This is a genomic window from Streptomyces europaeiscabiei, from assembly GCF_036346855.1.
Classification (GTDB): Bacteria; Actinomycetota; Actinomycetes; order Streptomycetales; family Streptomycetaceae; genus Streptomyces; species Streptomyces europaeiscabiei.
Genome location: NZ_CP107841.1, coordinates 8,183,886 through 8,195,900, shown reverse-complemented (window position 1 = coordinate 8,195,900; position 12,015 = coordinate 8,183,886). Strand labels below are relative to the sequence as shown.

The window sequence follows — 12,015 nt, the reverse complement described above, 5'->3', positions numbered from 1 at the left end:
GAGGCGGGCCGGGCCCCGTGATTCCCTGGGGCCATGAGCAGCAGCCCCGTCACCACCTGGTCCCTGGAGCAGACCTCGCCGAGCGATCTGCTTCCCGCCGCCGCACCCGAGGGCGACGACGTCCGTATCGTGCGCGCCGAGGTCCCCTCCCCCGAGTTCAGCCGCTTCCTGTACGCCTCCGTCGGCGGTGACATCCGCTGGATCGACCGGCTGTCGTGGTCGTACGAGCAATGGCAGGAGCACCTGGGCCGGCCGGGCGTGGAGAGCTGGGTCGCCTACGACCGGGGTACGCCCGCCGGCTATGTGGAGATGGAGCCGCAGGACGACGGGGTCGTGGAGATCGCGTACTTCGGGCTGATCCCGGCGTTCCGGGGGCGGCGCATCGGCGGGCACCTGCTGTCGTACGGGACGGCCCGTGCCTGGGACCTCGCCGAGCGGTGGCCGGGGCTGCCGCCGACCAAGCGGGTCTGGCTGCACACCTGCACCCGGGACGGCGAGCACGCCATGGGGAACTACCTGCGGCGGGGGTTCACCCTGTTCGACACCAAGGTGACCGAGGAGGCGGACGCTCCGGCGCCGGGGCCCTGGCCCGGCGCGGCCGCTTCCACACCATGACCCACATCACATCGTCTCGACATGCGAGACATCCCTGTCCGGAATATGGATGATGGTGGACTCGGTCTAAAGAGCCGTGACACGCTTCCGTCATGTCTGGAACTGGAATTGCCTTGGTGAGTCGGCGCCACGTCGACCTCGGCCGCATGTCCAGCGCCATCTGTCCGGTGAGCTGACGCCCGACCGCGAGGGGTTGGACGACCCCGGGCAACAGCGCCGCACCCTCCTCTGTTTCAGCCCGCGCAAGGACGCGCAGGCGCCGCACACGCTGCACGCGTGTGCCCGCATGCGCGCGCCGGCGCAGCTCAGAGCCGCTTACCCGCCTTTCCCGAAGGACATACACCCATGGCCGCCACCCCTCAGAACCCCGCCACGCCCCGCCGCAAGGTGAGCCGTCACCGTGGTGAGGGCCAGTGGGCCGCGGGACACTTCACCCCGCTGAACGGCAACGAGCAGTTCAAGAAGGACGACGACGGTCTCAATGTGCGGACACGCATTGAGACGATCTACTCGAAGCGCGGCTTCGACTCGATCGACCCCAACGACCTGCGCGGCCGGATGCGCTGGTGGGGGCTGTACACCCAGCGCAAGCCCGGGATCGACGGCGGCAAGACCGCGATCCTGGAGCCGGAGGAGCTGGACGACAAGTACTTCATGCTGCGGGTGCGGATCGACGGCGGACGCCTCACCACCCAGCAGTTGCGGGTGATCGGCGAGATCTCGCAGGAGTTCGCGCGCGGCACCGCCGACATCACCGACCGGCAGAACGTCCAGTACCACTGGATCCGGGTCGAGGACGTGCCCGAGATCTGGGAGCGGCTGGAGGCCGTCGGCCTGTCCACCACCGAGGCCTGCGGTGACACCCCTCGTGTGATCATCGGCTCGCCCGTCGCCGGGATCGCCGCGGACGAGATCATCGACGGCACACCCGCGATGGAGGAGATCCAGCGGCGGATCATCGGCAACAAGGACTTCTCGAACCTGCCCCGCAAGTTCAAGTCGGCGATCTCCGGCTCGCCACTGCTCGACGTGGCGCACGAGATCAACGACATCGCGTTCGTCGGTGTCCGCCACCCCGAACACGGCCCCGGCTTCGACCTGTGGGTCGGCGGCGGTCTGTCCACCAACCCGAAGATCGGGCAGCGGCTCGGCGCGTGGGTGCCGCTGGACGAGGTCGCGGACGTGTACGAGGGCGTCATCTCGATCTTCCGTGACTACGGCTACCGGCGGCTGCGCACCCGTGCCCGGCTGAAGTTCCTGCTCGCCGACTGGGGCACGGAGAAGTTCCGCCAGGTCCTTCAGGACGAGTACCTCAAGCGCGAGCTCGTCGACGGACCGGCGCCCGACCAGCCGGTGGCGCGCTGGCGCGACCACGTGGGAGTGCACCCGCAGAACGACGGCCGGTACTACGTCGGGTTCGCCCCGCGCGTCGGCCGCGTGGACGGCACGACACTGACGAAGATCGCCGATCTCGCCGAGGCGCACGGCTCCGGCCGGGTCGCCACCACCGTCGAGCAGAAGATGATCGTGCTCGACGTCACCCAGGAGCAGGTCGACTCGCTCGTCGCGGGCCTGGAGGCGCTGGACCTCACGGTCAACCCGTCGCCGTTCCGGCGCGGCACCATGGCCTGCACCGGCATCGAGTACTGCAAGCTCGCCATCGTCGAGACCAAGGCGCGCGGTTCCCTGCTGATCGACGAACTGGAGCGCCGTATCCCGGAGTTCGACGAGCCGATCACCATCAACATCAACGGCTGCCCGAACGCCTGCGCGCGTATCCAGGTGGCGGACATCGGTCTCAAGGGACAGCTCGTCCTGAACGACGCGGGCGAACAGGTCGAGGGCTACCAGGTGCACCTGGGCGGCGCACTCGGCCTTGAGGCCGGGTTCGGCCGCAAGGTACGCGGCCTGAAGGTCACCTCCGACGAACTCCCCGACTACGTCGAGCGCGTGCTCAAGCGGTTCCAGGACGAGCGCGAGGACGGCGAGCGCTTCGCCGCCTGGGTCACCCGTGCTTCTGAGGAGGCTCTGTCGTGAGTGAGCGAGCCGCCCCTTTCTACTGCCCCTACTGCGGTGACGAAGACCTGCGCCCGAACGAAGAGGGACACGGCGCGTGGGAATGCGGGGCCTGCAATCGAGCCTTCCAGTTGAAGTTCCTCGGGCTGCTGTCCCGGGGGCTTCAGCGAGCCGAAAGCGGAGGGGATCACATATGACTACCGTTCAGGCGGATTCCGATACGTCCGCGTCCTTGCCGGACGCGACCGAGCAGGACGCGGCGGACCCGGAAGCGGCGAAGCGCGCCGAGCTCAAGGCGCTCGCCGAGCAGGCCGGCCGTGAGCTGGAGGACGCCTCGGCCCTGGAGATCCTCCAGTGGGCCGTGGACACGTTCGGCAAGCGCTTCTGCGTGACGTCCTCCATGGAGGACGCGGTGGTCGCGCACCTCGCCTCCCGGGCCAGGCCCGGCGTGGACGTCGTGTTCCTCGACACCGGCTACCACTTCCCGGAGACCATCGGCACCCGGGACGCCGTCGAGGCCGTGATGGACGTCAACGTCATCACGATCACCCCCCGTCAGACGGTCGCCGAGCAGGACGCCGAATACGGGCCGAAGCTGCACGACCGCGACCCCGACCTGTGCTGCTTCCTGCGCAAGGTCAAGCCGCTCGAAGAGGGCCTGACCCGGTTCGACGCGTGGGCGACGGGCCTGCGCCGCGACGAGTCCGAGAGCCGGGCGAACACCCCGGTCGTCGGCTGGGACGACAAGCGCGGCAAGGTCAAGGTCTCCCCGATAGCGCGCTGGACGCAGGACGACGTGGACGCCTACGTCACCGAGCACGGCGTGCTCACCAACCCCCTGCTCATGGACGGCTACACCTCCGTGGGCTGCGCCCCCTGCACCCGCCGGGTCGCCCCGGGCGAGGACGCGCGGGCCGGCCGCTGGGCGGGCAACACCAAGACCGAGTGCGGGCTGCACCTGTGAGCGCCGCAGGGCCCGCGGAGAACGCCACCGCGCCCGCCGAGACAGCTGACACCGTCGGGAACACCGTCCCCGGGAGGGGCCGTGCTCCCGCGACGAACCAGGAGAACCAAGTGACGACCGGAGCCACCGGAGCCACCGTCTGGCTCACGGGTCTGCCGAGTGCCGGCAAGACCACCATCGCCTACGAGCTGGCGGGCCGGCTGCGCGAGGACGGCCACCTCGTGGAGGTCCTCGACGGCGACGAGATCCGCGAGTTCCTCACCGCGGACCTGGGCTTCAGCCGCGCCGACCGGCACACCAACGTGCAGCGCATCGGCTTCCTCGCCGACCTGCTCGCCCGTAACGGCGTCCATGCGCTCGTGCCGGTCATCGCGCCCTACGCCGACAGCCGCGAGGCGGTCCGCAAGCGTCACGCGGCGAGCGGTGCCGCGTACGTCGAGGTGCATGTGGCGACGCCGGTCGAGGTGTGCTCCGAACGCGATGTGAAGGGTCTGTACGCCAAGCAGGCGGCCGGGGAGATCTCCGGGCTGACCGGTGTCGACGACCCCTACGAGGCCCCCGAGACCCCGGATCTGCGCATCGAGTCGCAGGACCAGACGGTCCAGGAGTCCGCGGCGCTGGTCCACAAGCTGCTCACCGAGAGGGGTCTGGCATGACGACGACCGTCGCGGCCGTCCCCGGGGAGACCGGCACCCCGTACACGCTGTCCCACCTGGACGCGCTGGAGTCCGAGGCCGTCCACATCTTCCGTGAGGTGGCGGGTGAGTTCGAGCGGCCGGTGATCCTGTTCTCCGGCGGCAAGGACTCCATCGTCATGCTGCACCTCGCGCTGAAGGCGTTCGCCCCGGCGGCGGTCCCCTTCACGCTGCTGCACGTCGACACCGGACACAACTTCCCCGAGGTCCTGGAGTACCGCGACCGCACCGTCGCCGAGCACGGACTGCGCCTGCACGTCGCCTCCGTACAGGACTACATCGACCGCGGAGTGCTCAAGGAACGCCCCGACGGCACCCGCAACCCCCTCCAGACCGTGCCGCTGACGGAGAAGATCCAGGCGGAGAAGTTCGACGCCGTCTTCGGCGGCGGACGACGCGACGAGGAGAAGGCACGCGCCAAGGAACGGGTCTTCTCACTGCGGGACGAGTTCTCCCAGTGGGACCCCCGCCGTCAGCGCCCCGAGCTGTGGAACCTCTACAACGGCCGCCACGCGCCCGGCGAGCACGTCCGCGTGTTCCCACTGTCCAACTGGACCGAGCTGGACGTCTGGCAGTACATCGCCCGCGAGGGCATCGCACTCCCCCAGATCTACTTCGCGCACGAGCGCGAGGTGTTCCAGCGGGCCGGCATGTGGCTGACCGCAGGCGAGTGGGGCGGCCCCAAGGACGGCGAGACCGTCGAGAAGCGGCAGGTGCGGTACCGGACGGTCGGTGACATGTCCTGCACGGGTGCCGTCGACTCCGACGCGACCACGCTGGACGCCGTGATCACCGAGATCGCCGCCTCCCGGCTCACCGAGCGGGGCGCGACCCGTGCCGACGACAAGATGTCCGAGGCCGCGATGGAAGACCGTAAGCGCGAGGGGTACTTCTAAGCATGAGCACGATCACCGCCGAGGAGCTCTCGGCCACCACCCTGCTGCGGTTCGCGACCGCCGGTTCCGTCGACGACGGCAAGTCCACCCTCGTCGGGCGGCTGCTGCACGACTCCAAGTCGGTCCTCACCGACCAGCTGGAGGCCGTGGAGCGCGTCTCGGCGAGCCGCGGCCAGGAGGCCCCCGACCTCGCGCTGCTCACCGACGGTCTGCGGGCCGAGCGGGAACAGGGCATCACCATCGACGTGGCGTACCGCTACTTCGCGACCCCGCGCCGCCGGTTCATCCTCGCCGACACCCCCGGCCATGTGCAGTACACCCGCAACATGGTGACGGGTGCCTCCACGGCCGAGCTGACGGTGATCCTGGTCGACGCCCGCAACGGCGTCGTCGAGCAGACCCGCCGGCACGCCGCGATCGCCGCGCTGCTGCGCGTCCCGCACGTGGTCCTGGCCGTCAACAAGATGGACCTCGTCGCGTACGAGGAGCAGGTCTTCGCGCGGATCGCCGAGGAGTTCACGGCGTACGCGTCCGAGCTGGGCGTCCCGGAGATCACCTCCATCCCGATCTCGGCGCTCGCCGGTGACAACGTGGTGGAGCCGTCGGCCAACATGGACTGGTACGGCGGGCCGACGTTCCTGGAGCACCTGGAGTCCGTGCCGGTCGCCCATGACCTGGCGCACTGCCACGCCCGTCTCCCCGTGCAGTACGTGATCCGTCCGCAGACCGCCGAGCACCCGGACTACCGGGGCTACGCGGGCCAGATCGCGGCCGGTACGTTCCGCGTCGGCGACTCGGTGACCGTGCTGCCGTCCGGCCGTACGACGAAGGTCACGGGCATCGACCTTCTCGGCGAGCCGGTCCAGGCGGCGTACACCCCGCAGTCGGTGACGCTCCTGCTGGAGGACGACATCGACATCTCGCGCGGCGATCTGCTCGTGCCCAGCAAGGACGCGCCCGCGACCACGCAGGACATCGAGGCGACCGTCTGCCATGTCGCCGACCAGCCGCTCACCGTGGGCCACCGGGTGCTGCTCAAGCACGGCACCCGCACCGTCAAGGCGATCGTCAAGGACATCCCGTCCCGGCTGACGCTCGACGACCTGTCCCTGCACCCGCACCCGGGACAGCTCGTCGCGAACGACATCGGCCGGGTGAAGATCCGCACGGCGGAGGCGCTCCCGGTCGACTCGTACGCCGACTCCCGCCGTACCGGCTCCTTCATCCTGATCGACCCCTCCGACGGCACGACGCTGACCGCCGGCATGGTCGGCGAGTCGTTCGCGTCCCCGGAGCCCGTCAAGGACGAGGCCGAGGACGACGGGTGGGACTTCTGACATGAACCCCCAGGACTTCTACGCGACGTTCGCGAAGGAGGGCGGCCGTGTGGGCAGCGGCGCCCTCGGGAGCGGGCAGGGCGGAGTCGCGCGATGTGTGCGATGACGTACGCGCACCGCTTGCGCGCCCTCACCCCCCACCGCCGTAGACGAAAACCCGACCTCCCGGCCACGACCTGAGAGACCGTGACCGCCGGGCCTCCGAGAGGAACACCTCCCGTGCCTGCACACCGCTCCGCTGCTTTCCGGCGTACCTTCGCGGCCCTCACCGCACTCCCGCTGCTGGCCCTGGCCGCCTGCGGCTACGGCTCCCAGTCCACGGAGGCCAAGACCGACAAGGTCGCCGCCGGCGCCGAGAAGATCGACGGTCTCGACACCGTCAACATCGGCTACTTCGGCAACCTCACCCACGCCACCGCTCTCGTCGGCATCCAGAAGGGCTTCTTCCAGAAGGAGCTCGGCGCCACCAAGGCGAAGTACACGACCTTCAACGCGGGCCCGTCCGAGATCGAGGCCCTCAACGGCGGCTCCATCGACATCGGCTGGATCGGCCCCTCCCCGGCGATCAACGGCTACACCAAGGCGGACGGCGCCAACCTGCGCATCATCGGCGGTTCGGCCTCCGGCGGTGTGAAGCTCGTCGTCAACCCGGACAAGATCAAGTCGCTGAAGGACGTCAAGGGCAAGAAGATCGCCACCCCGCAGCTCGGCAACACGCAGGACGTGGCGTTCCTCAACTGGATCGCGGAGCAGGGCTGGAAGGTCGACGCGAACACCGGCAAGGGCGATGTGTCCGTGGTCCGCACGGAGAACTCCGTCGCCCCGGACGCCTACAAGTCCGGTGCCATCGACGGCGCCTGGGTGCCGGAGCCGACCGCGTCCAAGCTGGTCGCCGAGGGCGCGAAGGTGCTGCTGGACGAGGCCGACCTGTGGCCGGACAAGAAGTTCGTGATCACGAACATCATCGTGCGCCAGGAGTTCCTGAAGGAGCACCCGGACGTCGTCGAGGCCGTGCTGCGCGGCTCGGTCAAGACCAACGCGTTCATCGGCTCCAACGCGGACGAGGCGAAGGCCGCGGCGAACGCCCAGCTCAAGGCCGACTCCGGCAAGGAGCTGCCGGCGGACGTGCTCGACCCGGCGTGGAAGTCCATCCAGTTCATCAACGACCCGCTGGCGTCCACCCTGCAGACCGAGGCGGACCACGCGGTCAAGGCCGGGCTGCTGGAGGACCCGAAGCTCGACGGGATCTACGACCTGACGCTGCTCAACAAGGTCCTCAAGGCCGAGGGCGACGACGAGGTCGACGACGCCGGTCTCGGCGTCAAGTAACCGCGTAGTCCGATGAGTTCCCAGGAGGTGACGACCATGGCCACCACATTCGCCAAGGCCGCCGACGGCGTCCAGGCCGCCGAGCACGCCGCCCGTATCGAGCACGTATCGAAGTCCTTCGCCGGGCCCGCCGGGCAGCAGCTCGTCCTGGACGACATCACGCTCGATGTCGCTCCCGGCGAGTTCGTCACCCTCCTGGGGGCCTCGGGCTGCGGAAAGTCGACGCTGCTCAACCTGGTCGCGGGTCTCGACGACCCGACCGCGGGCAGCATCACGACCGACGGGCGTCCGGCTCTGATGTTCCAGGAGCACGCCCTGTTCCCGTGGCTGACCGCGGGCAAGAACATCGAACTCGCCCTGAAACTCAGGGGGGTTCCGAAGAACGACCGGCGCGAGCGGACCGAGGAACTGCTCGGTCTGGTCCGGCTCCAGGGCGCGTACGGCAAGCGGGTGCACGAGCTGTCCGGCGGTATGCGCCAGCGCGTCGCCCTGGCCCGCGCCCTGGCGCAGGAGAGCAAGCTGCTGCTGATGGACGAGCCGTTCGCCGCGCTCGACGCCATCACCCGGGACGTGCTCCACGACGAGCTGACCCGGATCTGGCGCGAGACGCAGGTCTCGGTGCTGTTCGTGACGCACAACGTGCGCGAGGCGGTACGGCTCGCCGAGCGGGTCGTCCTGCTGTCCTCGCGCCCCGGCCGGGTGGCCCGCGAGTGGACCGTGGGAATTCCGCAGCCGCGCCGCATCGAGGACACCGCCGTGGCGGAGCTGTCCGTCGAGATCACCGAAGAACTGCGTAGGGAGATCCGCCGCCATGGGCAGCACTGAGACCAAGAGCGACGCCGGGCCCGGCGGGAACGTCAAGGACTCCGACGACCTCGCCGGCCTGGAGGCGGGCCTCGACGCGCTGGACACGGTGCAGACCGGGCGGCCGCCGCTGCGCCAGGTACTCGTGCAGAAGGTGCTGCCCCCGATCACCGCCGTCGCCCTGGTGCTGGCGGTCTGGCAGCTCCTCGTCCTGGCGGAGATCGCACCGGCCTACAAGTTGCCCTCGCCGTCCGAGGTGTGGGGGGAGGTCCGGCAGGCCTGGCTGCAGGGCACGCTGCTGGACTCCATCTGGACCAGCGTCTCCCGTGGTCTGCTCGGCTTCCTCGCGGCCCTGGCCATCGGTACCCCGCTGGGTCTGCTGGTGGCCCGGGTCCGGATCGTCCGCGCGGCGATCGGCCCGATCCTCTCCGGTCTGCAGTCGCTGCCGTCGGTGGCGTGGGTGCCGCCCGCGGTGGTCTGGCTGGGCCTGGAGCCGTCGGTGATGTACACGGTGATCCTGCTCGGCGCGGTCCCGTCGATCGCCAACGGTCTGGTGTCCGGCATCGACCAGGTGCCGCCGCTGTTCCTGCGGGCCGGCCGCACGCTGGGCGCGACCGGGCTGAAGGGCACCTGGCACATCGTGATGCCGGCGGCGCTGCCCGGTTATGTGGCCGGTCTGAAGCAGGGCTGGGCGTTCTCCTGGCGCTCGCTGATGGCCGCGGAGATCATCGCGAAGGCTCCCGACATCGGTTCCGGCCTCGGCCAGATGCTGGAGGCGGGCCGCACCAACAGCAGCATGCCGCAGGTGTTCCTCGCCATCTTCCTCATCCTGATCGTGGGCATCGCCATCGACCTGCTGATCTTCAGTCCGCTGGAGCGGTGGGTCCTGCGCAGCCGCGGCCTGCTGGTGAAGAGCTGATCCACATGTCCAGGAAGCCGGTCCTCCTCGTCATCGCCCACGGCAGCCGCGATCCGCGGCACGCCGCCACCGTCCACGCCCTGGTGCGCCGGGTGCGGGCGATGCGACCCGGGCTGCGCGTGGAGACCGGCTTCCTCGACTTCGACTTCCCCTCGGTCCAGGGGGTGCTGGCGTCGCTGGCGGCGGAGGGCGTACAGGACGTGGTGGCCCTGCCCCTGCTCCTGACCCGCGCCTTCCACGCCAAGGCGGACATCCCGGCGGTCCTGCGGGAGGCACCACCGTGCCTGCGCATCCGCCAGGCGGAGGTGCTGGGCCCCTCGCCGCTGCTGCGGTCGGCCCTCGAACGCCGGCTGTACGAGGCGGGGTTGAGCCCCGCCGACAAGTCCTCGACCGGGGTCGTCCTGGCCTCGGCGGGGTCCTCCGACCCGGAGGCGATCGCGGTGATCGCCGACATCGCGCGGGAGTGGTGGCACACCGGTTGGTGCGCCGTGCGACCCGCGTTCGCCTCCGCATCCCTTCCCCGCACCGAGGACGCCGTACGGGAACTGCGGGCACTCGGCTGCGACCGGGTGGCCGTGGCACCGTACGTCATCGCGCCCGGCAGGCTGCCGGACCGTATCGCCGCAGGCGCGGCCGAGGCGGGCGCGGACGTCCTGGCCGAGGTGCTCGGCCCCTCCCCCGAGCTGGCCGCGCTGTTGTTGCGCCGCTACACCGCCGCCCTGCGACCGAGGCAGCTCACCGCGGCCTGAGCCCTCGCCATGCGGCTCCGGTCGTCAGGCACCCGCCTTGGGGTCCCTGCCACTCGACGCCAGCGCCCTGTGGAACACCGGGGCGCCTTCGGGTACCGGGACCGGGTCCGCGAAGCCGTCGTACCGGCGGTAGAGCTCGCCGTGGGTTTCCACGACGGTGAGGACGAAGTGGGCGGCGGCGTCCGGGATCCGGAAGGACCGGCCGGTGGCGGTCGCGACGTCCCAGCCGTGGACGGCCATCTCCTTGATGATCATGCCGGCGAGGTCGACGGCGGGCAGCGGGCCCATGCCGAGGTCGATGTCGCCCTCCCACAGCGCCGGATCGGCCCAGGCCGCGACCGCGCGGTCCAGCTGGGCGGCGTAGGCGTCGGCCCAGTCGGGATCGGTGGTGAAGTCGCGCTTCGTCAGCTCCTCGGGGAGGGGCTTGCGCAGAGCGCGGTGTTCCAGGCCGTGCGAGGTGTAGAGGACCCAGTGGTTGACCAGGGCGCGGACGTCCCAGTCGCCGCAGTGGGTGGGCAGGGCGAGCTGTTCCGCCGTGACGCTTCGGGCGACCCGGGCCGCCTCGGCGGCGCATTCGACCATGTACGGGTGGTGCGGGTGTGTGCTGCTGGCGTGGTTCTTCATGCACCTCACGCTAGGGACGGCACGCTCACCGCTCTTGAACAAACGCGACAGCGTCGTCCGCCGGCGGCGTCGGCTCCGCCACCGGCAGTGAACCGGCCTCCCTCCGCTCACGGGCGAACGTGTTCGCGAGCCGTTGCAGCGGGTCGTTGAGCGGGCTCGGTACGCCGTGGAGACGGCCCAGCAGGGCGATCTCGCCGTCGAGGTGGCCGGCCTCGATGGTGCCGGTGCCCCGGGTGAGGGACTGCCAGGAAAAACCCCCGCCGCGCGGAGCGCCGTCCAACGGGGAGAGGGTGACCTTGTCGCCACGGGTCCGCCTCTGTTCCTCGGCGCTCGCGTACGCGATCCCGGCGGCGTCGAGGACCCGCTCGTCCTCCGCCCGCACCCTCGCGAACAGTCCGCCCGTCTCCTCACACCGCGGGTGCGTCGTGGTTGATCGCGCAGTTCCCCGCGCCTCTTATGGGGCGCCCCCGGTGAGCTCCGCCAGTTTCGCCACCGTGTTCCAGTTGCGGGTCGTGGCGATCAGGCCCTTGAAGAGGCGCGGCTTCGACAAGGTCTCCGCCAGCTTGGAGCGGCCCAGCCCCTCCGGGGCGTAGAGGTAGAGCGCGCGGTCTCCGATCCTGAACTCCTCCGGGAGGAAGGCCTGTCGGTCGATCGACTCGAAGCGGGCCTCCTCCACCTGCTCCGAGAGATACGTGACATGGAGTTGCTTGCCCTCCAGCTCCGCCGCCGGGAACGGGCAGGCCTCGCGGACGGCCTCCAGGTAGGCGTGGTCGCGCACCAGGACGTCGACGGTGAAGCCGAAGTGTTTCTCGATGACGGCCGCCAGTTCGGTGGCGAGGGAGTTCTCGTCGCCGTTTTCGCTGGTGAAGACCGCGTTGCCGCTCTGGAGATAGGTGGCCACAGCGGTGTGGCCGAGGCCCGTCAAGAGTGTACGGAGGTCGGCCATCGGGACCTTCTTGTTGCCGCCCACATTGATCCCGCGCAGGAGCGCCGCGTATGTCGTCATGGGCTCACGATAGGCAGGCCGGGACGGGTTCACCCTGAGGAGCGGCCCCGAGACGCCGGGA

General features: G+C 70.1%; 14 protein-coding genes and 1 pseudogene. 12 read left to right on the top strand and 3 right to left on the bottom strand.

Annotated features, from left to right (window positions below; genetic code table 11):
• Positions 1-33: 33 nt before the first annotated feature.
• The 12 genes from OG858_RS35715 to OG858_RS35660 all read left to right on the top strand — a co-directional run bounded on the left by OG858_RS35715 (position 34) and on the right by OG858_RS35660 (position 10,324).
• On the top strand, positions 34-615 hold the full coding sequence (locus tag OG858_RS35715) for a GNAT family N-acetyltransferase (RefSeq protein ID WP_086749319.1): 582 nt from the start codon (positions 34-36) through the stop codon (positions 613-615).
• A gap of 92 nt (positions 616-707) precedes the next feature.
• Positions 708-791 carry a putative leader peptide gene (locus tag OG858_RS35710; RefSeq protein ID WP_309474722.1) on the top strand — a complete coding sequence of 28 codons (84 nt, stop codon included), beginning with the start codon at positions 708-710 and terminating at the stop codon, positions 789-791.
• Positions 792-960: 169 nt separating this feature from the next.
• Complete coding sequence (locus tag OG858_RS35705) at positions 961-2,652, top strand: nitrite/sulfite reductase (RefSeq protein ID WP_319064535.1); 1,692 nt, start codon at positions 961-963, stop codon at positions 2,650-2,652.
• Positions 2,649-2,828, top strand: a complete 180-nt coding sequence (locus OG858_RS35700; protein WP_079024000.1) for a hypothetical protein — start codon at positions 2,649-2,651, stop codon at positions 2,826-2,828. Before OG858_RS35705 ends, OG858_RS35700 begins: the two co-directional genes overlap by 4 nt.
• Complete coding sequence (locus OG858_RS35695; RefSeq protein ID WP_319064534.1) at positions 2,825-3,595, top strand: phosphoadenylyl-sulfate reductase; 771 nt, start codon at positions 2,825-2,827, stop codon at positions 3,593-3,595. The genes OG858_RS35700 and OG858_RS35695 overlap by 4 nt, the downstream gene beginning before the upstream one ends.
• A gap of 110 nt (positions 3,596-3,705) precedes the next feature.
• Positions 3,706-4,251 carry an adenylyl-sulfate kinase gene (gene cysC, locus OG858_RS35690; protein ID WP_037691940.1) on the top strand — a complete coding sequence of 182 codons (546 nt, stop codon included), beginning with the start codon at positions 3,706-3,708 and terminating at the stop codon, positions 4,249-4,251.
• Positions 4,248-5,186, top strand: coding sequence for a sulfate adenylyltransferase subunit CysD (cysD, locus tag OG858_RS35685; RefSeq protein WP_319064532.1), 939 nt, complete (start codon positions 4,248-4,250; stop codon positions 5,184-5,186). The genes cysC and cysD overlap by 4 nt, the downstream gene beginning before the upstream one ends.
• Positions 5,187-5,188: 2 nt before the next feature.
• Positions 5,189-6,523, top strand: a complete 1,335-nt coding sequence (locus OG858_RS35680) for a sulfate adenylyltransferase subunit 1 (protein WP_037700304.1) — start codon at positions 5,189-5,191, stop codon at positions 6,521-6,523.
• A 219-nt stretch (positions 6,524-6,742) separates the two neighbouring features.
• Entirely contained in the window at positions 6,743-7,852 is a 1,110-nt protein-coding gene (locus OG858_RS35675; RefSeq protein ID WP_319064531.1) for an aliphatic sulfonate ABC transporter substrate-binding protein, read from the top strand.
• A 36-nt stretch (positions 7,853-7,888) separates the two neighbouring features.
• On the top strand, positions 7,889-8,677 hold the full coding sequence (locus OG858_RS35670; RefSeq protein ID WP_086747775.1) for an ABC transporter ATP-binding protein: 789 nt from the start codon (positions 7,889-7,891) through the stop codon (positions 8,675-8,677).
• Complete coding sequence (locus tag OG858_RS35665; RefSeq protein WP_086747774.1) at positions 8,664-9,575, top strand: ABC transporter permease; 912 nt, start codon at positions 8,664-8,666, stop codon at positions 9,573-9,575. Before OG858_RS35670 ends, OG858_RS35665 begins: the two co-directional genes overlap by 14 nt.
• 5 nt (positions 9,576-9,580) lie before the next feature.
• Positions 9,581-10,324, top strand: coding sequence for a sirohydrochlorin chelatase (locus OG858_RS35660; RefSeq protein ID WP_086747773.1), 744 nt, complete (start codon positions 9,581-9,583; stop codon positions 10,322-10,324).
• Between the two features lie 24 nt (positions 10,325-10,348).
• On the opposite strand, the gene OG858_RS35655 is transcribed toward OG858_RS35660, so the two are convergent.
• From OG858_RS35655 to OG858_RS35645, 3 genes and pseudogenes are all read right to left on the bottom strand, one after another.
• Positions 10,349-10,948, bottom strand: a complete 600-nt coding sequence (locus tag OG858_RS35655) for a TIGR03086 family metal-binding protein (protein ID WP_319064529.1) — start codon at positions 10,946-10,948, stop codon at positions 10,349-10,351.
• Between the two features lie 25 nt (positions 10,949-10,973).
• Positions 10,974-11,342 (bottom strand): annotated as a pseudogene (locus tag OG858_RS35650) (ketopantoate reductase family protein); the annotation flags it as partial.
• A 60-nt stretch (positions 11,343-11,402) separates the two neighbouring features.
• Positions 11,403-11,954, bottom strand: coding sequence for a DUF1697 domain-containing protein (locus OG858_RS35645; protein ID WP_319064528.1), 552 nt, complete (start codon positions 11,952-11,954; stop codon positions 11,403-11,405).
• Between the last annotated feature and the right edge of the window lie 61 nt (positions 11,955-12,015).

What these genes read in the sequence shown, in the direction of transcription:
- OG858_RS35645 (WP_319064528.1), bottom strand. Translation starts at nt 11,954, where the DNA reads ATGACGACATACGCGGCGCTCCTGCGCGGGATCAATGTGGGCGGCAAC.
- OG858_RS35670 (WP_086747775.1), top strand. Translation starts at nt 7,889, where the DNA reads ATGGCCACCACATTCGCCAAGGCCGCCGACGGCGTCCAGGCCGCCGAG.
- OG858_RS35710 (WP_309474722.1), top strand. Translation starts at nt 708, where the DNA reads ATGTCTGGAACTGGAATTGCCTTGGTGAGTCGGCGCCACGTCGACCTC.
- OG858_RS35660 (WP_086747773.1), top strand. Translation starts at nt 9,581, where the DNA reads ATGTCCAGGAAGCCGGTCCTCCTCGTCATCGCCCACGGCAGCCGCGAT.
- OG858_RS35705 (WP_319064535.1), top strand. Translation starts at nt 961, where the DNA reads ATGGCCGCCACCCCTCAGAACCCCGCCACGCCCCGCCGCAAGGTGAGC.
- OG858_RS35680 (WP_037700304.1), top strand. Translation starts at nt 5,189, where the DNA reads ATGAGCACGATCACCGCCGAGGAGCTCTCGGCCACCACCCTGCTGCGG.
- OG858_RS35655 (WP_319064529.1), bottom strand. Translation starts at nt 10,948, where the DNA reads ATGAAGAACCACGCCAGCAGCACACACCCGCACCACCCGTACATGGTC.
- OG858_RS35715 (WP_086749319.1), top strand. Translation starts at nt 34, where the DNA reads ATGAGCAGCAGCCCCGTCACCACCTGGTCCCTGGAGCAGACCTCGCCG.
- cysD (WP_319064532.1), top strand. Translation starts at nt 4,248, where the DNA reads ATGACGACGACCGTCGCGGCCGTCCCCGGGGAGACCGGCACCCCGTAC.
- OG858_RS35665 (WP_086747774.1), top strand. Translation starts at nt 8,664, where the DNA reads ATGGGCAGCACTGAGACCAAGAGCGACGCCGGGCCCGGCGGGAACGTC.
- OG858_RS35695 (WP_319064534.1), top strand. Translation starts at nt 2,825, where the DNA reads ATGACTACCGTTCAGGCGGATTCCGATACGTCCGCGTCCTTGCCGGAC.